Source organism: Phycobacter sedimenti (genome assembly GCF_038148855.1).
GTDB classification, from domain to species: domain Bacteria; phylum Pseudomonadota; class Alphaproteobacteria; order Rhodobacterales; family Rhodobacteraceae; genus Phycobacter; species Phycobacter sedimenti.
The window spans coordinates 138,321-162,817 of the sequence record NZ_JBBVGR010000008.1; the positions used below are offsets into that span (position 1 = coordinate 138,321).

The 24,497-nt window shown below is 63.4% G+C and carries 19 protein-coding genes; 12 read left to right on the forward strand and 7 right to left on the reverse strand.

Going from position 1 to position 24,497, the window contains the following annotated elements; genetic code table 11:
- The first annotated feature begins 115 nt into the window (after window positions 1-115).
- Window positions 116-982, forward strand: coding sequence for a branched-chain amino acid aminotransferase (locus AADA15_RS15215; protein WP_341642409.1), 867 nt, complete (start codon window positions 116-118; stop codon window positions 980-982).
- A 101-nt stretch (window positions 983-1,083) separates the two neighbouring features.
- Here AADA15_RS15215 and AADA15_RS15220 read toward each other — a convergent pair whose 3' ends face one another.
- Window positions 1,084-1,512, reverse strand: a complete 429-nt coding sequence (locus AADA15_RS15220) for an organic hydroperoxide resistance protein (RefSeq protein ID WP_192964874.1) — start codon at window positions 1,510-1,512, stop codon at window positions 1,084-1,086.
- Between the two features lie 110 nt (window positions 1,513-1,622).
- Between AADA15_RS15220 and AADA15_RS15225 the strand changes: the two genes are divergently transcribed.
- Window positions 1,623-2,054, forward strand: coding sequence for a MarR family winged helix-turn-helix transcriptional regulator (locus tag AADA15_RS15225; protein ID WP_341642410.1), 432 nt, complete (start codon window positions 1,623-1,625; stop codon window positions 2,052-2,054).
- Between the two features lie 122 nt (window positions 2,055-2,176).
- Entirely contained in the window at window positions 2,177-3,739 is a 1,563-nt protein-coding gene (locus AADA15_RS15230) for an alkaline phosphatase D family protein (RefSeq protein ID WP_341642411.1), read from the forward strand.
- 60 nt (window positions 3,740-3,799) lie between these two features.
- On the opposite strand, the gene AADA15_RS15235 is transcribed toward AADA15_RS15230, so the two are convergent.
- Window positions 3,800-4,741 (reverse strand): DMT family transporter, encoded by a 942-nt coding sequence (locus AADA15_RS15235; protein ID WP_341642412.1) that lies wholly within the window; start codon window positions 4,739-4,741, stop codon window positions 3,800-3,802.
- Window positions 4,742-4,860: 119 nt separating this feature from the next.
- On the opposite strand from AADA15_RS15235, the gene AADA15_RS15240 reads away from it, so the two are divergent.
- Together AADA15_RS15240 and AADA15_RS15245 are read left to right on the forward strand one after the other, a co-directional pair.
- The gene (locus AADA15_RS15240; RefSeq protein WP_341642413.1) at window positions 4,861-5,238 is read left to right on the forward strand and encodes a hypothetical protein; all 378 of its coding nucleotides are present in this window, start codon (window positions 4,861-4,863) and stop codon (window positions 5,236-5,238) included.
- Between the two features lie 119 nt (window positions 5,239-5,357).
- On the forward strand, window positions 5,358-6,860 hold the full coding sequence (locus tag AADA15_RS15245) for a malonate--CoA ligase (protein ID WP_341642414.1): 1,503 nt from the start codon (window positions 5,358-5,360) through the stop codon (window positions 6,858-6,860).
- 63 nt (window positions 6,861-6,923) lie between these two features.
- On the opposite strand, the gene AADA15_RS15250 is transcribed toward AADA15_RS15245, so the two are convergent.
- Window positions 6,924-7,550 carry a cation efflux transmembrane domain-containing protein gene (locus AADA15_RS15250; RefSeq protein WP_341642415.1) on the reverse strand — a complete coding sequence of 209 codons (627 nt, stop codon included), beginning with the start codon at window positions 7,548-7,550 and terminating at the stop codon, window positions 6,924-6,926.
- 73 nt (window positions 7,551-7,623) lie between these two features.
- On the opposite strand from AADA15_RS15250, the gene AADA15_RS15255 reads away from it, so the two are divergent.
- Window positions 7,624-8,046 (forward strand): MerR family transcriptional regulator, encoded by a 423-nt coding sequence (locus AADA15_RS15255; RefSeq protein WP_341642416.1) that lies wholly within the window; start codon window positions 7,624-7,626, stop codon window positions 8,044-8,046.
- Window positions 8,047-8,049: 3 nt separating this feature from the next.
- On the opposite strand, the gene AADA15_RS15260 is transcribed toward AADA15_RS15255, so the two are convergent.
- Complete coding sequence (locus AADA15_RS15260) at window positions 8,050-9,084, reverse strand: ACP S-malonyltransferase (RefSeq protein ID WP_341642417.1); 1,035 nt, start codon at window positions 9,082-9,084, stop codon at window positions 8,050-8,052.
- Window positions 9,081-11,270, reverse strand: coding sequence for a dehydrogenase E1 component subunit alpha/beta (locus AADA15_RS15265; protein ID WP_341642418.1), 2,190 nt, complete (start codon window positions 11,268-11,270; stop codon window positions 9,081-9,083). Before AADA15_RS15265 ends, AADA15_RS15260 begins: the two co-directional genes overlap by 4 nt.
- A gap of 215 nt (window positions 11,271-11,485) precedes the next feature.
- On the opposite strand from AADA15_RS15265, the gene AADA15_RS15270 reads away from it, so the two are divergent.
- The 6 genes from AADA15_RS15270 (at window position 11,486) to AADA15_RS15295 (ending at window position 21,037) form a co-directional block, all read left to right on the forward strand.
- Complete coding sequence (locus AADA15_RS15270; RefSeq protein ID WP_341642419.1) at window positions 11,486-12,487, forward strand: efflux RND transporter periplasmic adaptor subunit; 1,002 nt, start codon at window positions 11,486-11,488, stop codon at window positions 12,485-12,487.
- Window positions 12,484-15,747: an efflux RND transporter permease subunit gene (locus AADA15_RS15275; protein ID WP_341642420.1), complete on the forward strand. Its 3,264-nt coding sequence runs from the start codon at window positions 12,484-12,486 to the stop codon at window positions 15,745-15,747. The genes AADA15_RS15270 and AADA15_RS15275 overlap by 4 nt, the downstream gene beginning before the upstream one ends.
- Window positions 15,748-15,892: 145 nt before the next feature.
- Window positions 15,893-17,644 (forward strand): acetate--CoA ligase, encoded by a 1,752-nt coding sequence (acsA, locus tag AADA15_RS15280; RefSeq protein WP_341642421.1) that lies wholly within the window; start codon window positions 15,893-15,895, stop codon window positions 17,642-17,644.
- A complete protein-coding gene (gene pdhA, locus AADA15_RS15285) occupies window positions 17,641-19,644 on the forward strand; it encodes a pyruvate dehydrogenase (acetyl-transferring) E1 component subunit alpha (RefSeq protein WP_341642422.1) in 2,004 nt (667 codons plus the stop codon). Before acsA ends, pdhA begins: the two co-directional genes overlap by 4 nt.
- The gene (locus AADA15_RS15290) at window positions 19,641-20,795 is read left to right on the forward strand and encodes a dihydrolipoamide acetyltransferase family protein (RefSeq protein ID WP_341642423.1); all 1,155 of its coding nucleotides are present in this window, start codon (window positions 19,641-19,643) and stop codon (window positions 20,793-20,795) included. Before pdhA ends, AADA15_RS15290 begins: the two co-directional genes overlap by 4 nt.
- Entirely contained in the window at window positions 20,792-21,037 is a 246-nt protein-coding gene (locus AADA15_RS15295; RefSeq protein ID WP_341642424.1) for an acyl carrier protein, read from the forward strand. Before AADA15_RS15290 ends, AADA15_RS15295 begins: the two co-directional genes overlap by 4 nt.
- On the opposite strand, the gene AADA15_RS15300 is transcribed toward AADA15_RS15295, so the two are convergent.
- Together AADA15_RS15300 and AADA15_RS15305 are read right to left on the reverse strand one after the other, a co-directional pair.
- Window positions 21,038-21,799: a TSUP family transporter gene (locus AADA15_RS15300; protein ID WP_341642425.1), complete on the reverse strand. Its 762-nt coding sequence runs from the start codon at window positions 21,797-21,799 to the stop codon at window positions 21,038-21,040.
- On the reverse strand, window positions 21,786-24,494 hold the full coding sequence (locus AADA15_RS15305) for a cation-translocating P-type ATPase (RefSeq protein ID WP_341642426.1): 2,709 nt from the start codon (window positions 24,492-24,494) through the stop codon (window positions 21,786-21,788). Before AADA15_RS15305 ends, AADA15_RS15300 begins: the two co-directional genes overlap by 14 nt.
- Between the last annotated feature and the right edge of the window lie 3 nt (window positions 24,495-24,497).

Consider the following 24,497-nt stretch of genomic DNA (forward strand, 5'->3'; position numbering starts at 1 on the left):
GACATTCCAAGGGTGAAGATGTATCGAATCGCAGCTTTGGCGCAACAAAATGTCCGATCCGGTCATTTCGAGCGCAACTTATGAAAATATCGCTAGGTGTTAGGGAGGGTGCGGCATGGCCGGATATGATGACCGTGACGGATTGATCTGGATGGACGGGGAAATGGTCGAATGGCGGGATGCCAAGGTGCATATCCTGACCCATGCGATGCACTATGCCTCCTCGGTTTTCGAAGGTGAGCGCGCCTACAACGGCAAGATCTTCAAGAGCCGCGAGCATTCCGAACGCCTGATCGCATCGGCCAAGGCGTTGGACATGCCGATGCCCTACACGGTGGACCAGATCGAGGCGGCCAAGGAAGAGACGCTCAAGGCATCCGGGCTGACCGACGCCTATGTGCGCGCGTTGGTCTGGCGCGGCGCCGGTGAGGACATGGGCGTGGCCTCGGCGCGCAACCCGGTTCGCATGGCGATCGCTGTCTGGGGCTGGGGCGCCTACTATGGCGATGCCAAGATGCAGGGCGCCAAGCTGGACATCGCGGAATGGAAACGCCCCAGCCCGGAGACCATCCCGGTGCACGCCAAGGCGGCCGGCCTTTACATGATCTGCACCATCTCCAAGCACAAGGCCGAGGCCAAGGGCTGCTCGGATGCGCTGTTCATGGATTACCGCGGTTATGTGGCCGAGGCGACCGGCGCCAATATCTTCTTTGTGAAGGATGGCGAGGTGCACACGCCGAAACCCGATTGCTTCCTCAACGGGATCACCCGCCAGACTGTCATTCAGATGCTGAAGGACAAGGGCATCACCGTGCATGAGCGCCACATCATGCCCGAGGAAATGGAAGGATTCGAGCAGTGCTGGCTAACCGGCACCGCCGCCGAGGTCACTCCGGTGGGCGAGATCGGCCCGTATAAATTCGAAGTGGGTGCTCTGACTCGTGAAATCGCCGAAGCCTATGAGGCTCTGGTGCGCAGCTGATCCTATCCTGCCGGACCTAGAATGCAAAAGCGCGGACCCGAGGGCCCGCGCTTTTTCCGTGTAAGCACCTGCGGTGCCGCGGACGCTGTTTGGCGCAGTGGTCACACCACCTCGGTGGTGACCTCGATATTGCCACGTGTGGCGTTGGAATAGGGGCAGATGGCGTGGCCCGCATCGGCGATGCGCTGCGCCTCGGCCTTGTCCACGCCGGGCATCGAAACCTTCAGCTTCACCGAAAGGCCAAATCCGCCCTCGGCGCGGGGGCCGATGCCCACCTCGGCGTCTACGGAGACGTCATTCGGGACTTTTGCAAGGGTGCTGTCCTGGGTGGTCGCGAACTTCATCGCGCCGATATAGCAGGCGGCGTAGCCGGCAGCGAACAGCTGCTCGGGGTTGCTGCCTTTGCCGCCGCCGCCCATTTCCTTTGGCGGGTCGAGATCAAAGCTCACCTCGCTGCCGTGGATGCTGGCCTTGCCGTCGCGCCCGCCGGTTGCGGTGGCGCCTGCAGTGTAGATCGCTGTGATGGACATCTCTCTTCCTTTCGAATCGCGTGCGATTATATCGTGTACGATATAAATAGTCTGTGGTACGCAAAAATCAACCGCTTGCGATTAGGGCGCGCGCGACATAAATTTGTGGCATGGATCAGATGTTGAAAATCGACGACCTTTTGTGCTTTTCCGTCTATTCGGCAAACCATGCGCTGACGCGGCTGTACCGGCCGCTGCTGGCACCCTTGGGCCTGACCTATCCGCAGTATCTGGTGCTGGTCGCCCTATGGGAGAATGACGCGCAGAAGGTCGGCGATCTGGGCAAGCGGCTGGATCTGGAGACCAACACCCTGACGCCGCTGCTGAAACGGATGGAGAGCGCGGGCTATCTGACGCGCCGCCGCAATCCAGAAGATGAGCGCAGCCTGATCGTGACCCTGACCGACAAGGGGCAGGCGCTGCGGGCTGAGGCGCGCCACATCTCGACCTGTGTGATCGAGGCGATGGGCGGTGACCTGAAAGAGCTGATCGAGCTGCGAGATCGCGTGAACGCCCTGCGCGCCCGGCTTGAAGGTTCTTGAGCGGATGGCGCACCGGCCGTCATAAAAGAGTCTCCAAAGTTTCATTTTGAGTACGGGTAGAATTTACATTCGCCCTGTTTGTCTGGCGGCACCTATTCAACTGCAACAGACAGGGAAAACTCATGTCTTCTCATCGCTTTATGCGTCCCAGCCGCCGGGCCTTCCTGGCGGGCGGCACCGCTTTTGCTGCTTCGCTGGCGGCGCCTTCGATCTCCCGCGCCGGCGCGCGCCCGGTCTTTACCCACGGTGTTCAGTCGGGTGACGTAGGCACCATGTCCGGCATGATCTGGACCCGCACCGACCGCCCTGCGCGGGTGATGATGGAAGTTTCCACCACCGAGAGCTTTGCCAACGCGCGCAAGCTGGCACCGATGAACGCGCTGCCCGGAAGCGATTTTTCGGTCAAACGTCTGGTGGACGGTCTGCCGTCCGATCAGGATATCTTTTACCGTTTCGTGGCAGCGGACCTGAACGATCTGCAGGCCACGTCAGAGCCGATCATGGGCCAGTTCCGCACCGCGCCCACCTCGCGCCGCGACGTGCGTTTTGCCTGGTCTGGCGACACCGCCGGTCAGGGCTGGGGCATCGATGACGAGGGCATGCGCACCTATGCCACCATGGCCCAGCACCGTCCCGATTTCTTTATCCATTCGGGCGATACCGTCTATGCGGACGGACCGATGAAGGATGAGGTCGAAAAGGACGGCCAGCTGATCTGGAAAAACGCCACCCTGATCGAGGAAAAGCGCAAGGTGGCCGAGACCCTCGACGAATTCCGCGGTCAGTGGAAATACAACATGATGGACGAGCATGTGCGCGAAATGAACGCCCTGTGCCCGACCTTTTTCCAGTGGGACGACCATGAGGTCGTGAACAACTGGTCCGATGCCAAGGATCTGAGCGGCGACGACCGCTACACCGAGAAGAACGTGCATGTGCTGGCCTCCCGCGCGGCGCAGGCGTTCCACGAGATGACGCCGATCAGCTATACCCCTGCTGAGCCAGGCCGCGTTTACCGCAAGATCGGCTATGGTCCGATGCTGGATGTCTTCTTCCTTGATCTGCGCAGCTATCGTGCGGGCAACAGCCTGGGCCTGCAGGACAACCCTGCGGATGAGGCGACCACGCTTCTGGGCGCCGAGCAGATCGCCTGGCTCAAGCGTGAGCTGGCGAATTCAACCGCCACCTGGAAGGTCATCGCCTGCGACATGCCGATCGGCCTTGTGGTCCGTGATGGGGAGCGGGTCGAGGCGATTTCGAACGGCGACAACGGCAGCGCCAAGGGCCGCGAATTCGAAATCGCCGACCTCTTGCGCTTCATCAAGACCGCCAAGATCGACAATACCGTCTGGTTCACTGCCGATGTGCATTACACCGCCGCGCATTACTACAACCCGGACAAGGCCGCCTTCCAGGACTTCGAGCCCTTCTGGGAATTCGTTTCGGGTCCGTTGCATGCCGGCACCTTTGGCCCGAACGCACTGGACGGCACCTTTGGCCCCGAGGTGAAATTCGTCAAAGCCCCGAAAGACGGTGAAGCCAACCTGCCGCCCTCCGAAGGGCTGCAGTTCTTCGGCCTGGTAGACATCGATGGCGCCACACAGCAGATGACCGTGCGCCTGATGGACCGCGCCGATCAGGAGCTGTGGAAGATCACGCTGGATCCAAAGGGCGCCAGCATCTGATCTGCGGATCTGATATCGAAATCAGGATTGACCCCGGCGTAACTGCCGGGGTCAATTGCCTTACCCGCCCTTGGGATCGGTGAGGGAGCGGGCCTTGCCGCGCTCCAGCCCCAGGCGACTTTCGCGCCAGATCACCAGCGCATTGCCCGCAATCACCAGCGTGGCGCCTGCCAGCATCACCAGGGTCGGCAGTTCGTCGAACCAGAAATAGCCAAGCAGGATCGCAAACACCATCGAGACATAGTCATAGGGCGCCAGCATCGAAGCCGGGGCAAACCGGTAGGAGGAGGTCACAAGGATCTGCGCGATCCCACCCACAAGACCCGCCCCGATCAGCATTGCCAGAACCTCGGCGCTGGGCATGACCCAGCCAAAGGGCAGCGTCAGCAGCGACAGGGCCGAGGCGGTCAGCGAGAAATAGAAGACGATGGCGGCGGTCGGCTCGGTCATCACCATGCGGCGCACGTGGATCTGTACAAAGCCCCGAGCGATGGTCGCCCCAAGAACCAGCAGCGCCCCAAGCGTTGCGCCGTCAGACAGATCTGCACCAGAGCCAAGGCGCGGCCAGATCATGATCATCACCCCAACCAGACCAATGGCAACGGCAGAGATGCGCACCAGACGAATGGTCTCACCCAGAAAGATCGCCGCAAGGATGAGCGTGAAGATCGGCGTGCCATAGCCGATGGCCGTGACCTCAGGCAGCGGCAACAGGCCCAGTCCAAGGAAGGTCATCCCCATGGCCGAGGTCCCGACTAGCCCCCGCCAGACATGCACCATCGGGTTCTTTGTCTTCAGCCCGTCCCGCAGATCGCCCCGCAGTGCCAGCCAGACGACGATGACGGGAATCGCAAAGAAGGAGCGAAAGAACACCGCCTCACCGGCCGGAACCTCTTCGGTCGCCGCCTTGATCAGCGCCGACAGCATGGTGAACAGCCCGATGGCTGCCACCTTGAGCAGGATGGCAAGAACAGGTCGATGCGATGTTAAGGACTTCGTCATGGGCAGGAACCTGCGCCCGTGCGGGGCAAAGATCAAGGAGATGTCTGCAATTCGTGTTGGGCGGAGAGGGGGACAAAACCGACCTTGAGATATGACTTTCTCGGTGCCAAGAATGCTGAATGGAAGAAATTAGTCAGCAATTACTCTACCAAAGGCTTCGCAACCGTGTGATCGAATTGTTCGAAATACACTCCTCTATTGAGGACATCGCTTCGATGGGGGCATTTGAGACGATCAACATGGTAGATGATTGGCTGCCTCTCGACTTCGAAAAGGCACCTAAGGTGTTTAGTGAAGCAGAAAAAGAAGCTATCGCCGAGTTTATTCAGCTTGCAGAAGTTGCTGCTGACGCAACCGAAGAAGACACATGGGATATCGAATGGTTTAGGGCGTCGAGGGAGTGGGTGCGACTGTCCCAATTTGCGAAATACGTTTTAGATATCTTCTCTGAGCGCGGGCGCTTTTCCGAGGAAAGTGAAGAAATCTTTGCGATGTAGTGTAGATTGCTTTGGCCTCTAAGCGGACCAACACGATTTGCAGCCCCTACCAAGATCAACGGCTTGATTTCCCGCCCTGCTATGGCGCAGATAGCGGCATGTGACGAAGGATGCTGCCGATGTATGACGCCAACCACCTGATTTCGCGGCTGCGCGCGGCCTCTATTGGTCACGAGACGCGCAACTTTGCCACCTTCCCGGCGCGGGCCAGCATGACCTTTGGCGAATTGTTCGCAGGGGCTGAGCGGAATGCGGCGGCCTTGGTCGGGATGGGCGTCAAACCCGGTGATCGGGTGGCGGTGCAGGTGGAAAAGACCATCGAAGCGATCCAGCTTTACCTTGGCACGGTAATGGCGGGGGGCGTCTTCCTGCCCTTGAACACCGCCTATACCACGCCCGAAGTGGCCTATTTTCTGGGCGATGCCAGCCCCCGTGTGGTGGTCTGCGATCCCGCCCGCGAAGATGACATTGCCGAAATCGCAGGCGACGCCCGCGTGATGACACTGGATGGCAAGGGTCTGGGCAGCCTCACCGATGCCGTTGTGGGGCGCGGCGGCTTTGATCCGGTGCCGCGCGGGCCGGATGATCTGGCGGCGATCCTTTATACCTCGGGCACCACGGGGCGTTCCAAGGGCGCGATGCTGAGCCATGAGAACCTCGCCTCGAACTCGCTCATGCTGCGTGACTACTGGCAGTTCACCGACAGGGATGTCCTGATCCACGCGCTGCCGATCTTTCATACCCACGGGCTGTTCGTGGCCACCAATGTGGCGCTTCTGGCCGGGGCGCGGCTGGTGTTCCTCAAGGGCTTCAACGCTGATGAAATATTGGAGGCAATGCCGCGCGCCACGGCGCTGATGGGGGTCCCGACCTTCTACACGCGCCTCTTGGCGGATCCGCGCCTGACGCGCGAACGCGCCGAGAACATGCGCCTGTTCATCTCCGGCTCGGCGCCTTTGCTGGTGGACACGCATGAGGAATGGGAGGCCCGCACCGGCCATCGCATCCTCGAACGCTACGGGATGACCGAGACCAATATGAGCACCTCCAACCCTTATGACGGCGAGCGCCGCGCGGGCACCGTGGGTTTTCCCCTGCCGGGGGTCGAGGCGCGGATCATGGCGGATGGCAAGGAGGTTGCGCAGGGCGAGATCGGCGTCTTGCACGTGCGCGGGGCGAATGTCTTCCAAGGCTACTGGCAGATGCCGGAAAAGACCGCCGAGGAACTGCTGCCCGATGGCTGGTTCATCACCGGCGACATGGCCCGGATGGACGAAGACGGTTACATCACCATAGTGGGCCGGGAAAAGGATCTGGTGATCACTGGCGGTTTCAACGTCTACCCCAAAGAGGTGGAAAGCCTGATCGACGATCTGCCCGGCGTCTTGGAAAGCGCGGTGATCGGCGTGCCGCATCCCGACTTTGGCGAGGCTGTGGTGGCCGTGGTTGTGCCCACGGGCGAAGGCACCAGTCCTGAGGCGGTGAAGGCGGCGCTGTCCGGGCAATTGGCCAAATTCAAGCAGCCCAAAGAGGTGATCCTGACGGGTGCCCTGCCGCGCAACACCATGGGCAAGGTGCAGAAAAAAGCCCTGCGAGAGGATTATGCCGGGCTGTTTGCCTGAGGTTTGCCCGGCCGACAGGTCGGGCTGCGCCTGCCTGCCCCCCGGCAGGCGCCGTCCTTGTCTTCAGTGCTGATGCGCCAGATCTTCGCGCCGTTCGGCAATAGCCTGCACAAGGATTTGCCAGGCGGAATTCAGGAACAGCCCGGCCATGATCCCGGCCACGATCAGATCGGGCCAGCCGGTGGCGGTGCCCCAGACCCCCAGCGCCGCGATCATCACCGCCACATTGCCGATGGCATCGTTGCGCGAACACAGCCAGACCGAGCGCACATTGGCATCCCCGTCCTTGTAGGCCGCCAGCAGCAGCACCGAGGTCACATTGGCCGCCAGCGCCATGAACCCGATCACACCCATCACCTCGGCCTGCGGCACGCCCAGAACAAAGACGTGGTAGAGGGTTGATCCGAACACCCAGAGCCCCATCAGAAGCAGGCTGATCCCCTTGGCCAGCGCCGCCAGAGCGCGGGTGCGCAAGCTGGCACCAATGACGGCCAGTGAAATCCCGTAAGTCAGCGCATCACCGAGGAAATCCAGCGCGTCCGCCTTCAGCGCCTGACTGCCTGCCATCTGGCCCGCGCCCATCTCGACCGCGAACATGCCCGCGTTGATTGCGATCACCACCCACAAGCGTTTTTTGTAGGCCGCCGACATCCCGTCGAACCGCGCCTCATGCCCGCAACATCCTGCCATTGCACTTGTCCTTCATCTTGATTCGAGGTCAACCTAGGGCCTCTAGTCACTAGAGGTTCAAGAGGGATCTGCGATGTTTTCCATCGGCGCGCTGTCCAAGGCCACCGGGGTCAAGGTGCCCACTATCCGATACTATGAGGAGATCGGCCTGCTGCCGCCTGCCGAACGCAACGCGGGCAACCAGCGTCGCTATGGCCAGGAGGGGCTGGAGGCGCTGGGCTTCATCAAGCACGCCCGCGACCTTGGCTTTGCACTGGAGGACATCAAGGTGCTGATGGCCTTGGATGGCGAATTGGGCGCAGACTGCGCCGAGGCGAACCGCATCGCCCGCGCCCAGCTTGATCAGGTACGCGCCCGCATTGCTCGGCTCCAGCAACTGGCAACCGAGCTGGAGCGCATTGCCCATCTCTGTGACGGTGGCAATGGCGGAGAGTGCAAGGTGCTGACGGCGCTGGGTGATCACAGCCAATGCGCCGCCGACCATGGACCGGTCTAGGCTTTAGCCGGTGACAAGCGCCCGCTGCGCGTCATCACCCATGGAGATGAGGAAGGGCGCCTTGGCCTGACGCGCCTTGAAGCCCTCCTTGCCATTCATCCCCTGCCAGCCCGCATGCACCAAAGATTGCGCGACCGCACCGCCCAGGGTGGTGCCGGGGCCGGTGACGATGAACAGATCCGGCGCAAACTCCAATGCAGCGTTCTGCACCGCGCGGGTGAAATCGTAAGACTCCACCACCTGATGGCCGAGCGTGTAGCCCCACAACGCCTGCGTGTCCGTCGCGCCGGGCCACCAGACATGGCCGCGCCCATCGATCAGCGGCACCTTCGGCTGGCTGAACATGCCCGCGCCCAGACGCTTGCGCCCCTCGGCGGCGACAGGGGCCTGAAGGGAGGTATGGAACGCCGCGTGATTGGCCAGCCGCATCGGGAAACGCTCATCCACCACCGGCACGGCAGATTCAAAGGCAGACAGGCCTGCCTCATTCCCGGCCAAGACCAGCATACCGCCCAGATCAATGGACAGCGCCAGATCGTGGCCCGCGCGGGCGTCGATTTCGGCCACGATCGCAAGCAGCTCAGCCTTGCGGGTGGGATCGTTCTGCCAGTCAGCGCCTGCAAAGGGATAGACCAGCTGCCCGCCGATCAGCTGCTCCTGCATCAGCTTGCCCATGGTGTTCACCACGGTGAAGCCATCGTTTGCGCTCAGCGCGCCTGCAGCGGCCAGGGCGATATACCAGCCCATGGAGTTGCCGGTGACCGCGACCACCTCGATATCGTCCGCCAGCGACTGCGCGTCCGCCAGCGCGGCGGCATAGATCAGCGGTGAGGCGATATCTCCGCGGGAATATTTCGCGACCGAGAACCGGTCGGCCCCGTCCAGCGCCGTTACCCCTTCCTGACCTGCAGCGGCGCGCTGGGCGTCAAAGCCTGCGAACAGGTCTGCATTGTCGCCGTGGTGGCGGTGCAGATAGCCGAGTTCGGGTTTGTTATAGGTGCCCCGTCCGGGACAGATCAGAACGGCCGTGCGGGTCATTTTGCACCTCCGGTCAGGTCCAGGGCGGCGGCCAGAATGCTTTCCTTCGACGGCAGCGTCGCCGCATAGGCAGGCCCAGTTGCGATGAAACAGTCCCCGGCCGCATGGCGGGCAAGCGAGGTGACGCCAGCCTCGGTGAACAGCGCCATCAGCCCCTCGGACTGGCTGCCTGTGGTGCGGCATTCATCGACGATCAGCACATGTTTGCAGCCCTTGGTGGCCTCCAGCAGCGCCTCCGCCAGGAGCGGTGCCAGCCAGCGTAAGTCAATAACGCGGGTCTTGATGCCTTTGGCCTCCAGTTCGGCCTTGGCTTGGGTCGAAAGATACCTACCGTTGCCATAGGTGACGATGGCCAGATCGGTTCCATCCCCATGAATGCCGACCTCACCGAGCGAAATCCGCTGATCCGGGGCCGGGTAGCTGCGCATCCAGCCGCCGTCCTTGGCCTCATGCAGGTCGCGCATCGGATACAGCGCGATGGGCTCCACGAAAACCACCACGCGCTGTTCCTCGCGCGCAAGGCGCACCGCTTCGCGCATCATCATCGCGGCCTCGGCCCCGTCCGAAGGGCAGGCGATCACGATCCCCGGAATGTCGCGCAGAACGGCCAGCGAGTTGTCGTTGTGGAAATGCCCGCCGAACCCCTTTTGATAGCCAAGCCCGGCGATCCGCAGCACCATCGGGTTTGAAAACTGCCCGTTGGAAAAGAACGGCAGCGTCGCCGCCTCGCCGCGGATCTGGTCCTCGGCGTTGTGCAGATAGGCGAGGAACTGGATTTCCGGCATCGGCAGAAAGCCGTTGTGCCCCATGCCAATCGCCAGCCCGAGGATGGATTGTTCGTCCAGCAGCGTGTCGATCATCCGGTCCGGTCCGAACCGCTGATGCAGCTTTTGCGTGACGCCATAGACGCCACCCTTGCGGCCGACATCCTCGCCCATCATGACGATCTCGCCATGTTCCAGCATCAGGTCGGTCAGCGCCCAGTTGATCAGCCGGGACATGGGCTGGGGGTCTTCCATGGCGCGCATATCGCTGCCAAAGACCTCGGCCCGCTTTTCCGGCGGCACGCCATTGGTCGGCGCACAGGCCCGCGCGGGCGGGATCAGGCTGGCGGCCACATCGGCGCCGGTTTTCAGATGCGGGCGGGTGATGACCTCGGCCCTTATGCGTTCGACGCGGGCGCAGGTGTCATTGTAGATCTTCAGTGCTTCCTGCGGCTCCAGCGCGCCCGCCTCGGCCAGAAGGCGCGCGGAATGCAGTAGGGGATCGTTGGCCTCATCCGCTTCGACCTCGGCCTTTGCCAGATAGGTGGTGGGCACATCGGCGCCCGCGTGGCCATAAAGGCGCACGGTGCGCAGGTGCAGGAAGGCGGGCTTGCGCCGCGTCCGCACGTAGTCTGCGGCCTCCAGCGCGGTGGCGTAGGCCTCAAACAGATCCAGCCCGTCGGTCTTGAAATACTTGATGCCGGGCCGCCCCGCCATCGAGGATTCGATCCAGCCTGCGGGCGTCTTGGTGGAAATGCCGATGCCGTTATCCTCGCAGACCAGCAGCAAGGGCAGGGGGATCGACTGTACCGAGGTCCAGCCCGCCGTGTTGATCGCCCCCTGCGCGGTGGAGTGGTTGGCTGAGGCATCGCCGAAGGAACACATGACGATGCTGTCGTCGGCCAGCAGCTGATGTTCGGGGCGATGGCGCCGCGCCGCGCCCACCGAATAGGCCGCGCCCACGGCCTTGGGCAGATGGCTGGCGATGGTCGAGGTCTGCGGCGGGATCATCAGCGCCTTGGAGCCCAGAACCTTGTGCCGCCCGCCCGAGGTCGGATCCTCGGAGGAACAGGCAAAGGACAGCAGCATGTCCCAGGCGATGCGCTGCCCTGGCACCTGGTCGGCGCGGGCAATCTGGAAGGCGGCATCCCGGTAATGCAGAAACGCCATGTCATCGGGACGCAGCGCCCGGGCGACGGCGGCCATCCCTTCGTGACCCGAGGATCCGATGGTATAGAACCCCTGACCGGCCTTCTGCATGGCGCGGCTGGTCAGATCCAGCGCCCGGCTCAGCACCTGGGCGCGGTAGACGGCGACGGCCACGTCTTTAGACAATCCTTCTCGCGGGGGGGCACCGGCTGGCAGCTGTCCTGCCGCGACCCGGTCCAGGAAATTTTGATGCACGATCTGGGCGCGATCCATCTGACGTCCTCTTTCCTTATCTGCCTTCTTGGATCAGCAAACACGAGATTTATTGGCTTTTCCACGATATACGGGCTTTGTTTTTTGCGCGACCTTTGGAAAGCTGGCTTGAGATAAGTCAAAGCCAGATACATCGATTTTGCTGAATGTGGCTCTCAATGCCGCCGCCGTGCACTTGATCCCTTGCGCTGCACAGGCCCTCAAGAGGAACGAACATGCGCTTTCTGATCCAAGTCTTTTCGCTGCCTGTCGCATTGTTGCTGCTGTGCGTGCCAACTGCGCAGGGGGCGATGGCGCAGTCGTTTGATGTCGAACTGCGCGAGGTTTCGGACTGGCGGCCCGTCTTTGGCAAGGTGCAAAGCGTCAAGCGGGCGCTGGCCCGCGCCCGCTTGTCCGGTAGCCTGGTGGAGCTGCGTGCGGAAGAAGGCGATAGCGTTGCCGCCGGTCAGGTTCTGGCCCGAGTCGAGGATGAAAAGCTGGCGCTGGAAATCGCCGGGGTCGAAGCGGGCATCCGCGCGCTTGAAGCACAGATTGCCCTGGCCGAGATCGATCTGGCCCGTGTTCTGGAATTGCGGGAACGTGGCGCCTCGCCCAAAACAGCGGTGGATCAGGCGCAGACCGCGCTGAGTGTGGCAGAGGAAAATCATGCCGCCCAGCAGGCGCAGCGCGATCTGCTGCTGGCCCGTCAGGCCGAAGGGATCGTGCGCGCGCCCGAGGCGGGGCGGATCCTCAGCGTGCCGGTTGTTGAGGGCATGTTCGTCAATCCGGGCGAGACCATTGCCACGATCGCGACCGAGAATTTCGTCTTGCGCACCGAACTGCCTGAACGCCACGCCCGCTACCTGGAAGCGGGGGAAACCGTCCGCATCCTGGCGCGCGGCGAGTTGACCAGCGCAGAGGCGCAAAGTGATGGCCGCATCGCCAAGATCTACCCCGAACTGGTTGCGGGTCAGGTCGTTGTGGATGTGGAGGCCGAGGGCCTTGGTGATTTCTTTGTCGGTGAACGCGTCCGCCTGCTGATCGCCACCGGCCAGCGCCCGGCCATCGTTGTGCCCGAGGCCTACCTGCAGCAGCGCAATGGCGTGACCTTCGCGCGGCTCGACAGCGGGGCAGAGGTGGTGGTCCAGCCCGGTGTGCGCGTCGACGGCGGGATCGAGGTTCTGGCGGGACTGAAACCCGGCGACCGGCTGACCGCATATGAGGCGGTGCAGAAATGAGCACCGAGAACACGCCAAACGAGCGCGCCGAAGAGTCCCTTGGCATTGCCGGCTCGATTTCCAGCGCCTTCATCAATTCACCCCTGACGCCCTTGTTGCTGATTGCCTCGCTGATCCTCGGCTTCGTGGCGCTTCTGTTGTTGCCGCGCGAAGAAGAGCCGCAGATCTCGGTTCCCATGGTCGATGTCTTCATCCAGGCCAACGGGCTGGCCGCCGATGATGCGGTGGAGCTGGTCGCCAAACCGATCGAGGCGCTGCTGACGCGCCTGCCCGGCGTCGAACATGTCTACAGCCAGAGCTTTGATGACCGGGTCATGGCCACCGCCCGTTTCGAGGTGGGCGTGCCCGAGGACGATGCCATCCTGCGGGTCCATTCCGAGATCCGCGCCAATTTCGACCAGTTGCCCATCGGCATCCCGGAGCCCCTGATCATCGGGCGCGGGGTCAACGACGTCGCCATTCTGGTTCTGTCACTCGCCCCGCGCGCGGATCTGCCGCGCGATGAGGCAGAGCGGTGGGATCGCGCCAATCTGGGCGAGGTCGCATCGCAGCTGATGTCGGAGCTGTCCAAGGCCGATGACGTGGGCCGCACCTATATCGTCGGCGACAGCCGCACCGAGATCCGGGTGGAGCCGGACACCGCCGCGCTGGCCCTATACGGCGTCACGCTGGAGCAACTGGCGGAGAAAGTGCGCAACGCCAACCGGTCCGAGCTGCTGGGCCGGGTGCGCCAGACGGGGGCCTCGCTGGATCTTCTGAGTGGTCAAAGCCTTGTGGGGCAGCCGGACCTTGGTCTGCTCTTGGTCACCACGCGGGATGGGCGGCCTGTCTATGTGAAGGACGTCGCCCGCGTCAGCATTGCCCCCGCCGATGCGGATAACCGCGCCTGGACCCTGCACCCCGGCGAGGCGACGCCGCGCCCTGCGGTCTCGCTTGCCTTTGCCAAGCGCGAAGGCGCCAATGCGGTCAACGTGGCCAAGGAGCTGCTGGAACGGCTGGAGACCGCCAAGCGCGATTTCCTGCCCGATGCGTTGGAGGTGGAAGTCACCCGCAACTACGGCGAGACGGCGCAAAAGAAATCGGACGAGTTGTTCTCGCATCTTGCGGGGGCCAGCGTGTCGATCTTTCTGATGATCGTGGTCTTCATTGGCTGGCGCGAAGGGGTTGTGACGCTGATCATCATTCCCGCCACCATTCTGATGACCTTTGCCGCGTCATACCTGATGGGCTTCACCATCAACCGGGTATCGCTGTTTGCGCTGATCTTCTCGATCGGGATCCTGGTCGATGATGCCATCGTGGTGGTGGAAAACATCGCCCGCCACTGGCGGCTGGATCCCACCGGCGACAAGACCAAGGTCGCGCTGCGCGGCGTCGCCGAGGTGGGCAACCCGACGATCATCGCAACGCTGACCATCGTATTCGCGCTGCTGCCGATGCTGTTCGTGTCCGGCATGATGGGCCCCTACATGAGCCCCATTCCCACCAATGCATCCGCGGCGATGATCCTCAGCTTTTTTGTGGCGGTGATTTTTGCGCCCTGGATCATGCTGCGCCTTCAGCGCAAGAACGCGGGCGCTGCCCCGGCACATGGCGGCGGCGAGGATGGCCACGGCGAAGACACCCGCATGGCCCGGATCTATCGCGCCATTGCACGGCCCCTGCTGGCCAGCCGCACCGGGGCTGCGATCTTTTTGATCCTCGTTTTTGTGGGCACCGGTGCGTCTGTCTCGCTCTTCGCCACCCAGTCGGTGGTGGTGAAGCTCTTGCCCTTTGACGACAAGTCCGAGGTGCAGGTGATCGTCGACCTTGAGGAAGGCGCCACGCTGGAAGACACCGAGCGTGCGCTGTTTGCGCTGGCCAGTGCCGCCGGAGAGATCCCCGAGATCGAAAGCATCCAGGCCTATGCGGGTACTGCCGCGCCCTTCAACTTCAACGGGCTGGTGCGGCACTACTTCGTGCGCCAGAACCCGGAGCTGGGCGATCTGCAGATCAACCTCGCGGATTCCGAGGAACGCGACCGCCAGAGCCATGCCATCGCGCTGGAGTTGCGCGAACGACTGGCACGGGTCGATCTGCCCGCAGGCACCTCGGTCAAGGTGGTGGAGGTGCCGCCGGGCCCGCCGGTTCTGGCAACCCTGCTGGCCGAGGTCTACGGCCCGGATCCAGACACCCGGCGCGAGGTTGCAACCGGCCTGCGCGAGATTTTCACGGATGTGGATTTCATCGTCGATGTGGATGACAGTTTCGGCCGCCCGCCCGAGCGCCTCCGGATCGAGATTGATCAGGCCAGCCTCGATTTCCACGGGGTCGAGCAAAGCGCGGTCTATGACACGCTGTCGCTGCTGTTCCATGGCACCACCGTCGGCTATTCCCAGCGCGGTGGCGGGGTGCGGCCCATCCCGATCAGCATGAAGCTGAGCGAGGAACGCCGCCAGGTGACCGAATCCCTGCTGGCGACGCCATTGCCCGCGCGTGGTCCCGCCGGCATCGGTCAGGGCAATGTGGAGCTGGGCGAGGTTGTCAGGGTTTCGGTCGAGCAGGGCTCCTGGCCGGTCTTCCGCAAGAATGGGCTGGATCTGGAAATGGTCACCGCCGACCTGGCGGGCCGGTTCGAGGCGCCGATCTATGGCATGATCGCGGTGCAGGATGAGATCGACGCCCGCGACTGGCCCGAGGGCATGAAGCCCGAGGTCACGCTGTACGGTCAGCCGATGGATGAGAGCAAACCGATCCTTTTGTGGGACGGCGAGTGGGAGGTCACCTATGTCACCTTCCGCGACATGGGCGCGGCCTTTGGCGCGGCGCTGATCGGGATCTATTTCCTGATCGTCGGCCAGTTCCGCAGCTTCAAGCTGCCGCTGGTGATCATGACGCCGATCCCCCTGACGCTGATCGGGATCACGCTGGGCCACTGGGCGCTCAATGCGCCGTTCACGGCCACGTCGATGATCGGTTTCATCAGCCTTGCGGGCATCATCGTGCGAAATTCGATCCTTCTGGTGGATTTCATCCGGCGCGAGCAGGAGCATGGGCGGTCATTGCATGATGCGCTTTTGGCGGCGGGGGGCGTGCGGTTTCTGCCGATCTTCCTGACGGCGATCACGGCGATGTCGGGGGCGGCCTTTATCCTGGTCGATCCGATTTTCCAGGGGCTGGGGATCTCGCTGTTGTTCGGGCTTGCGACCTCGACCGCGCTGACGCTGCTGGTGATCCCGGCGATCTACTGGGTGGCGCGGGGTGGCCGGGAAAAGGCCTGAGGATATGCGCAGGGCAGGAGGCATTCCTGGTTGTCCCTTGCGGAGAGTGCGGGTGACAGAGAATTCCGCCTGCCTTGAGCTTGATCATCTGCGCCCTCGGATAATCTGCTTAACCTTGCTATGGTGAAGCCGGGGGAGGATGCGCATGGAAGACACGCGGATAACCAAATCGGATGGCGTCAAGATCGTCTCCAACATGACCGACTACGCTTCCCTCAGCGCCACATTTTCCTGGGCGGATGCGCGGGCGCTGGTGGATGGTTTGCCGGACGGCAAGATGAACATCGCCCATGAAGCCATCGACCGCCATGTTGCCGCAGGTCACGGAGACCAGCTGGCGCTGCGCTGGATCACGAAAAGCGGCCACCGGCACGATTTCACCTATGCCGATCTGCAGCGCGAGGCCAACCGTTTTGCCAATGTCCTGCGCGCCCGAGGGTTTCAGAAGGGTGACCGGGTCTATGCGCTGCTCGGGCGGGTGCCACAGCTGTATATTGCCGCGCTTGGCACGCTAAAGGCCGGGTGCACCTTCTGCCCGCTGTTCTCGGCCTTCGGTCCCGAGCCGATCCGCGCCCGGATGGAGATCGGCGGGGCCAATGCGCTGATCACCACCGCGCGGCTTTACACGCGCAAGGTCAAATCCCTGCGCCCCATGCTCCCGGATCTGCGGGATGTTTTCGTCATCGATGACGCGCCCGCGGAAACGCTGTCGCTGGCGGATCTGATGCGAAGTGCCCCGGATGCCTTCGAGACTGAACCCATGGATCCCGAAGACACTGCCTTGCTGCATTTCACATCCGGCACCACCGGCAAGCCAAAAGGTGTCGTGCATGTGCATGAGGCCGTGGTTGCCCACAACTGGACCGGCCATATCGCGCTCGATCTGCGGGCAGGGGATGTCTACTGGTGCACCGCAGATCCCGGCTGGGTCACCGGCACCTCTTACGGGATCGTGGCACCCCTGACCAATCGGGTCTCCATGATCGTGGATGAGTCGGAGTTCGACGTCACCCGCTGGTATGACATCCTGCAAGGCGAAGGCGTCACCGTCTGGTACACTGCCCCCACCGCCATCCGCATGCTGATGAAGGCCGGGGTTGAGGCGATGAAGGGCTATGATTTCTCGTCATTGCGCTTCATGGCCAGTGTCGGCGAGCCCTTGAACCCAGAGGCGGTGATCTGGGGCAACGCGGCCTTCGGTCGCCCCTTTCACGACAATTGGTGGCAGACCGAAACCGGCGGGATCATGATCGCCAACTATGCCGCGACGGATGTGAAACCCGGCTCAATGGGCCAGCCTCTGCCGGGGATCAAGGCCGGTATTGTGGAAAGAGACGGGAAAACCGGAGCCCTGCACGAGGTGACAGAGCCGCACACCATGGGAGAACTGGCCCTGCGCGCGGGCTGGCCCTCGATGATGCGCGGCTATCTCCATGAACAGGCGCGATACGACAAATGCTTCCGCGATGGCTGGTACCTGACCGGCGACCTCGCGATGCGCGACGCGGACGGCTATTTCTGGTTCGTGGGCCGCGCCGATGATCTGATCAAGAGTGCCGGCCACCTCATCGGCCCGTTCGAGGTGGAAAGCGCCCTGATCGAACATCCCGCTGTGGCCGAGGTGGGCGTGATCGGCATTCCCGATGAAACCGCAGGCGAATTGGTCAAGGCCTATGTGGCGCTGAAACCGGGCTTTGAGCCGTCCGAGGACTTGCGCCTCGATCTTCTGGGCCACGCCCGCAAGAAATTGGGACCGGCCGTTGCCCCCAAGGAAATCGCCTTTCGCCAGAACCTGCCCAAGACCCGCAGCGGCAAGATCATGCGCCGCCTTCTGAAAGCGCGCGAGCTGGGCCTGCCCGAGGGCGATATCTCTACCCTGGAAAGCGACGAGACATGAGCATCGACCACGTGAAACCCCGCCTCGATCACACGCACCTGCGCGACCTTCTCAAGGCGATGATCCGCATCCGACGGTTCGAGGACACATGCGCCGAGCTGTACACCCGCGAGAAAATCCGCGGCTTCCTGCATCTTTACGACGGGGAAGAGGCGATCGCGGCGGGCATCATACCGTTGTTGTCCCCGCAGGACCGGGTGGTCGCCACCTACCGCGAGCACGGCCATGCTTTGATGCGCGGCATCCCCATGGGCAGCGTCCTGGCGGAAATGTACGGCAAGGCGGAGGGCTGCGCCGGGGGGCGCGGTGGATCCATGCATCTCTTTAGCCGCGACCATAACTTCTATGGCGGCAATGCCATTGTCGGCGGTGGGCTGCCGCTGGCGGCGGGTCTTGCGCTGGCCGACCGGATGCAGGGCACGGGCGCCGTCACCGCCTGTTTCTTTGGCGAGGGCGCCGTGGCCGAAGGCGAGTTCCACGAAAGCCTGAACCTCGCCGCGCTTTGGGGTCTGCCGGTGCTGTTCGTCTGTGAAAACAACGGCTATGCCATGGGCACGGCGCTGGAGCGCTCGGAATCCGAGATCGATATCCACGCAAAGGCCGCCAGTTATGGCATCGACAGCCATGTGGTGGACGGCATGGATATCGTCGCCGTCGAAGGGGCAGCGCGAAAGGCGCTGAAAGCCATCGCCGAGACGGGCAAGCCGCAGTTCCTCGAATGCCGGACCTATCGATTTCGCGCCCACTCCATGTTTGACGCCCAGCTCTATCGCCCCAAGGATGAGGTGGAGGACTGGCGCGCCAAGGGGCCGATTGTCCGCTTCCAAACATGGGCCGAGGAGAACAACCTGCTCCATGCCGGAGAAGTGGCGGAGATCACCGCCGAGGTGGACGCCGAGATTGCCGAGGCCGTCGCCTTTGCCGAGGGCGGCACGGATGAACCAGTCGCGGACCTCACCCGCTATGTCATGGCGCCTGACAGGCCTGCACCGCCTGAGGTCGTACCGCCCGGCAACATGGTCACCACCACCTACCGCGAGGCGGTGCGCGCAGGCATTGTTGATGCGATGACCCGCGATCCTCGCGTTTTCCTGATGGGAGAGGACGTCGGGCGCTACGGCGGCTGCTATGCGGTCTCCAAAGGCTTGCTCGATCAGTTCGGCGAGGACCGCATCCGCGACACGCCCCTGTCCGAATCCGGTTTCACCGGTGCCGGGATCGGCGCTGCGATGGCCGGGATGCGGCCCATTGTCGAGGTGATGACCGTCAATTTTTCGCTTCTCGCCCTGGACCAGATCCTCAACACCGCCGCCACCTTCCGCCACATGTCGAACAACCAGTTCGGCGTGCCCGTGGTGATCCGCATGGCTACCGGCGCGGGGCGGCAGCTGGCGGCGCAGCATTCGCATTCGTTGGAAGGCTGGTACGCCCATATTCCGGGATTGCGGGTTCTGGCGCCTGCCACGGTCGAGGATGCGCGCGGCATGCTCTGGACCGCGCTCAATGATCCCGACCCGGTGCTGATTTTCGAGAACGTCATGCTGTACAATCTCGAGGGAGAGCTGGCCGAAAACGCCGGTGCTGTGGATATCGACCGGGCCGTGATCCGGCGCGCGGGGACGGATGTTTCGCTGATCACCTATGGCGGATCCCTGTTCAAGACGCTGGAGGCCGCCGCGGCGCTTGCGCAGGAGGGCATCGACTCCGAGGTGATCGACCTGCGTTCCCTGCGCCCCCTCGACACCGAGACGATCCTGGCTTCGGTGCGCAAGACCCGCCGCGCTGTGATGGTGGACGAGGGCTGGAAAACCGGCAGCCTCGCCGCCGAGATCGGCATGATCCTGGCGGAAGAGGCTTTCTGGGATCTGGACGCGCCCCTGGCGCGCGTCTGCAGTGCCGAGGTGCCGATCCCCTATGCGGCCCATCTGGAGCAGGCCGCGATCCCGCAGGTGGAGGAGATTGTCAGAACCGCCCACCGCGTGATGGGGGAGGCGCCATGAGCGATTTCCTGATGCCCTCGCTCGGGGCGGACATGGAGGCGGGAACGCTGGTGGACCAGGTGATCGCCGCCGGTCAGCCGGTTGCGCGCGGCGATATCATCGCCGTTGTCGAAACCCAGAAGGGCGCGATCGAGATCGAGTGTTTCGAGACTGGCACTGTCACGGAGTGGCTGCTGGCCGTCGGGGCGCGGGTTCCGGTGGGCACCCCGCTGGCGCGGATCGATACGGGTGAGGAGGCAGAGGAGGGGGCCGCGACACCGCAGCCCACGCCTGCGCCGCACGTCGTGGAACGGGCGCCCGAACCGGGGCCTGCGCACAGCCCTGTCTCTGACGATACGCGCATCGCTGCCTCTCCGGCGGCGCGGCGCTTGGCGGCCAAGGAGGGTGTCGACCTCGGCACAATCAAGGTGACGCCCGGCCGGCCGCTCCGCCACGGCGATGTGGCTGCCCATCTCAAGGCAGGCGATAAACCCGAACCACAGACAGGTCTCAGTGCGATGCGTCAGGCGATTGCCGCCGCCATGTCGCGCTCCAAACGCGAGATCCCGCATTTCTACCTCAGCCATCAGGTGGATCTGACCGCGCTGACCGAGTTTATCGCTGAGGTGAACGCCGATCGCACCCCCGAGGACCGCCTGTTGCCGCCGGTCTTCTACCTGCGGGCCATGGCGCGGGCGCTGAAGAAATACCCGGAGTTCAACGGCCATTTTGAGAGCGGCACCTTCACCCCAGCCGAGGCCGCGCATATCGGCCTGGCCATCGCGCTGCGCGGCGGAGGGCTGGTGGCGCCCGCGCTGTTTGATGTGGCTGCGCAAGAGCGGGATACCCTCATGGCGCAGATGCGCGAGCTGATTGGCCGGGTGCGCGCGGGGCGCTTCAGGGCGCGCGAGCTGTCGGAGGCCACGATCACCCTGACCAGCCTCGGTGATCGCGGTGTCGATGGTCTTTTCGGTGTGATCTACCCGCCGCAGGTGGCCATCGTCGGCATCGGCTCGCCCGCGCTGCGCCCTTTCGTTGTGGACGGAAACGTGGTGCCCCGCCAGATTGCAACCCTGACACTGGCCGCCGACCACCGCGTCGGCGATGGCCACCGCGGCGCGCTGTTCCTGCGCGCCATCGACCAATTTCTGCAGGAGCCACAGACCCTATGACCCGTAGCGACATCGAACAGGCGCTTGGCGAAGAGCTGACCCGCATTGCGCCCGATATCCCGCTGGAGGAGATCGACCGAAGCGCCGATCTGCGCGATGAATTCGATATCGACTCGATCGATTTCCTGAACCTTGTGACCGCCCTTGGCAAACGCTTTGGACTGGACATGCCCGAGGCCGACTATGGCGAGATGGACAGTTTCGACCATCTGGCCGACTACCTTTGGGCGCGGGTTTCCTGATCAAAGAACGGCCTGCGCCAATCCGATCAGACAGAGCGCGAGCAGCAGCCACAGAACGGCGCGGCGGAACCTTTGCTCATGCACCGCCGCCTGTGCCCCTCTGGCTGCGGCAGAGCGGGCAAAGCGGTGTCCTCCAAGCCAGACACCTGCCGCGAGAATCGGCAAGGCAGCGGCAATATGCCAGAGTGTTTGCGCAGTATAGTGGCCTGATGCGGCGAGCAGCCCCCCGGCCCAGATATCGGTGAAAAAGAAATAGGCGATCATCGTGGCCCGCATCGCGCGGGAGCTGATCGCCGTGGTCGAAAAGAACAGGCCCAGCACGAGGCCGCTCATCGCGGTTGCACCGTTTGCCACCCCGGCAACAAACCCGGCCATAAGATACAGGGCTGCGCCTGGCTCGGTGGGTCGCGTCGGGCGCAGCAGCAGCGTGATCACCGCTCCAAGGATCAACAGGTGAATGCCGATGCGCATCGCCTGATCCGGGACATGGCCCAAAAGGGCAACACCCAGCGGATTGCCGACAAATCCGGCCAGCAGCAGCAGACCAAGCGCCCGCCGGTCCACATCCCGCAGCACGCTGCGCGATTGGCCCAGAGAGGCGATGATCTCAAGCGCGATGGACATGGGCACGATCTGGCTGGCGGGCAGCCAGAAAATCAGCCCGGCCATCAGGATGGTGGAAAAGCCAAAGCCGGAATAGCCGCGCAGAACCGCGGCGGTGAAGACGACCGTTCCGGCCAGGAGCAGGTCAATCAGGTCCAACGTCGCTCTCTTTGAACGGGATGATCGGGGATGCCGACGGCTTTGGCATCTGCCTTTGCCAAAGCCTGAGGATCAAGGCAACCTGCCCGATGACAAGCGGCGCAAGGCTGAGCGCGCCGGCAAGCGCAAGTCCGGCAGGGCCGGGATCGGGCAGGCGCAGCAGATCCGAAAGGCCCGGCAGCCAAAGCGCAGCGCCGATCAGGCCAGAACACAGGACGAGCGCGCCCCAGACGTAGGGATTGCCCGTGACCTCGTTGACCCAAAGCCCTCCGCCCGTACTGCGCACGTTGAAGACATTCCACAGCTGTGCCAGCGCCAGGGTCAGGAAGGCCACACTCACGGCCTGCTCCTCTTGCAGGTCGAGCCAGAACAGGGCGAGCAGGAAACCGGTCAGGGTGGCAGCGGTGATCGCGCCGCTCAGGAATCCGATCCGGGACCATTCGGGCCGCCCGGCAATCGGCTCGGCGGGATCGCGCGGCGGGCGGGACATGATGCCCTCATCTCCTTTTCCCAGCCCCAGCGCAAAGGCGGGAAAGACATCCGTTACAAGGTTCAGGAACAGGATCTGCAGCGGCAAAAGCGGCGCAGGCAGGCCCGCGCCCACGGCGATGCCGACAACCAGAACCTCGCTGACGTTGCAGGACATCAGGTAGACCACGAATTTGCGGATGTTGTCGAAGATCACCCGGCCCTGCCGCATGGCCATGATCAAGGTGCCAAAGGCATCATCCTTCAGCACCACATCGGCAGCTTCACGGGCGACCTGCGTGCCGCGCTGACCCATGGCAATCCCGATGTCGGACTTCTTGAGGGCAGGCGCATCGTTCACCCCGTCCCCGGTCATCGCCACCACGTGGCCTGCCTTTTGAAACAGACGCACGAGGCTCAGCTTGGTTTCCGGAGCAACGCGGGCAAAGACATCCGCGGACAGAATCCGCGCCCGCAGATCGGGGTCGACCGTTTCAGGGTCGAAATCGCGCAGCTCCTTGCCTTCGATGACATGCAGACCACCTTCGGCCAGTCCGGCCTGCCGGGCAATGGTGGCGGCAGTATCGGCGTGATCTCCGGTGATCATTGCCACGCGAACCCCCGCCTCGAGGCTAGAGCGGATTGCATCGGGCACATCGGCGCGCAAAGGGTCGAGGAAACAGACCAGACTCACCAGGGCCAGCCCCTCGTAGGGGTCTTCATCGGGGGATCTTGTCTGTTTGGTGGCAAGCGCCAGAAGCCGCAGACCTTCGCGTGCAGCGGCGGATTGCCGGTCTGCCCAGGCCCTGCGCGCGGTTGCATCCAGCGGCACGGGGCCGTCCGGATGAAATTCATGCGTGCACTGCTCAAGCACGGCTTCGGGAGCGCCCTTGATGGCATAGAAGAAACAATCACCCTCGGCGTGGACGCTGGCCATCATGTTGTGGCCGGGATCAAAGGCGTGTTCGGCAACCTGCGGGCAGGTTTCTTCAAGGCTGCGCAGGTTCATGCCGGCGCCTCGGGCCGCGTGCAACAGAGCGACTTCCATCGGCTCGCCGCTGGTTTCTGCCGCAGCGGCGGCTAGGGTGGCGTTGTTGCATAAGGCCCCGATGCGCAGGGCGAGGTTCAGCCGCCCGTCGCCGGGTGCAAATTTGCCATGATCCAGCGCCCTGTCACCATCCGCAAAGAGATAGCGTACCACGGCCATTTCATTCTCGGTGAGCGTGCCGGTCTTGTCTGTCAGGATCAGGGTTGTCGCCCCCAGGGTTTCGACCGAGGAGAGCCGCGTGATGACCGCGTTCTGCGCCGCCATGCGCCACATGCCGCGTGCAAGACACAAGGTCGCGACAATGGGCAGCCCTTCGGGCACGGCGGCCACCGCAAGTGCAGTCCCGGTGCGGATCATGTCGATCAGGGCATGGCCGCGTATCACGCCCACGACCACCATCAGAACCGCCAGTCCAAGGGTAAGCCAGACCAGCCGGTGCCCCAACCTGTCCAGCCGCCGCTCCAGAGGCGAAACTTCGGCCTGTGCCGCTTCGGTCAGCGCGCTGATGCGCCCGATTTCGGTCTGCATGCCGGTGGCGGTGACCACGGCTTCTGCGGCGCCCTGGGTGATGGCGGTGCCCTTGAAGACCATATTGCTGCGCGCGTGCAGATCGGTCTGGACGGGCAGGGCTGAGATTCCCTTGGCGACGGGCAGCGATTCCCCGGTCAGGATCGATTCGTCGCTTTGCAGGTTCGAGGCCTGCAGAAGGCGCAGGTCGGCGGTGATCACATCGCCCGCATCCAGGATCACGATATCCCCCGGAACCAGATCGCGGGCATCGATGCGCTGCACCCGGCCGCCGCGACGCACCAGCGTCTGCACCTCGGCAATCCGCAGCAGCGCCTCCATGGAACGCACCGCCCGCAGCTCGGTGAAAAAGCCTATTGCGCCGTTGAACAGGATAACGACAAGGATCGCGATCCCTTCGGCCAGGTCCCCGAAGGCAAAGGATAAAAGGGCCGCCGCAGCAAGCAGCCAGATGATGATGCTACGAAACTGATGCGCGATGAGCGACGACAGGCTTTGTGGCTTCTGCGCCCTGAGCTGGTTCGCCCCATAACGGGCGCGCCTTTCTTCGATCTCCCGCGCAGTCAGACCATGGGTGCGATCAACACTCAGCGCCGCGATGATTTCCTCGCACGCAAGAGCATGGGGCGCGGCGCCCGTGACTTCTGCCATGGT

Excerpts from the sequence above, each read along its gene's own strand:
- AADA15_RS15215 (WP_341642409.1), top strand. The coding sequence starts at position 116 with ATGGCCGGATATGATGACCGTGACGGATTGATCTGGATGGACGGGGAA.
- AADA15_RS15220 (WP_192964874.1), bottom strand. The coding sequence starts at position 1,512 with ATGTCCATCACAGCGATCTACACTGCAGGCGCCACCGCAACCGGCGGG.
- AADA15_RS15225 (WP_341642410.1), top strand. The coding sequence starts at position 1,623 with ATGGATCAGATGTTGAAAATCGACGACCTTTTGTGCTTTTCCGTCTAT.
- AADA15_RS15230 (WP_341642411.1), top strand. The coding sequence starts at position 2,177 with ATGTCTTCTCATCGCTTTATGCGTCCCAGCCGCCGGGCCTTCCTGGCG.
- AADA15_RS15235 (WP_341642412.1), bottom strand. The coding sequence starts at position 4,741 with ATGACGAAGTCCTTAACATCGCATCGACCTGTTCTTGCCATCCTGCTC.
- AADA15_RS15240 (WP_341642413.1), top strand. The coding sequence starts at position 4,861 with ATGGAAGAAATTAGTCAGCAATTACTCTACCAAAGGCTTCGCAACCGT.
- AADA15_RS15245 (WP_341642414.1), top strand. The coding sequence starts at position 5,358 with ATGTATGACGCCAACCACCTGATTTCGCGGCTGCGCGCGGCCTCTATT.
- AADA15_RS15250 (WP_341642415.1), bottom strand. The coding sequence starts at position 7,550 with ATGGCAGGATGTTGCGGGCATGAGGCGCGGTTCGACGGGATGTCGGCG.
- AADA15_RS15255 (WP_341642416.1), top strand. The coding sequence starts at position 7,624 with ATGTTTTCCATCGGCGCGCTGTCCAAGGCCACCGGGGTCAAGGTGCCC.
- AADA15_RS15260 (WP_341642417.1), bottom strand. The coding sequence starts at position 9,084 with ATGACCCGCACGGCCGTTCTGATCTGTCCCGGACGGGGCACCTATAAC.
- AADA15_RS15265 (WP_341642418.1), bottom strand. The coding sequence starts at position 11,270 with ATGGATCGCGCCCAGATCGTGCATCAAAATTTCCTGGACCGGGTCGCG.
- AADA15_RS15270 (WP_341642419.1), top strand. The coding sequence starts at position 11,486 with ATGCGCTTTCTGATCCAAGTCTTTTCGCTGCCTGTCGCATTGTTGCTG.
- AADA15_RS15275 (WP_341642420.1), top strand. The coding sequence starts at position 12,484 with ATGAGCACCGAGAACACGCCAAACGAGCGCGCCGAAGAGTCCCTTGGC.
- acsA (WP_341642421.1), top strand. The coding sequence starts at position 15,893 with ATGGAAGACACGCGGATAACCAAATCGGATGGCGTCAAGATCGTCTCC.
- pdhA (WP_341642422.1), top strand. The coding sequence starts at position 17,641 with ATGAGCATCGACCACGTGAAACCCCGCCTCGATCACACGCACCTGCGC.
- AADA15_RS15290 (WP_341642423.1), top strand. The coding sequence starts at position 19,641 with ATGAGCGATTTCCTGATGCCCTCGCTCGGGGCGGACATGGAGGCGGGA.
- AADA15_RS15295 (WP_341642424.1), top strand. The coding sequence starts at position 20,792 with ATGACCCGTAGCGACATCGAACAGGCGCTTGGCGAAGAGCTGACCCGC.
- AADA15_RS15305 (WP_341642426.1), bottom strand. The coding sequence starts at position 24,494 with ATGGCAGAAGTCACGGGCGCCGCGCCCCATGCTCTTGCGTGCGAGGAA.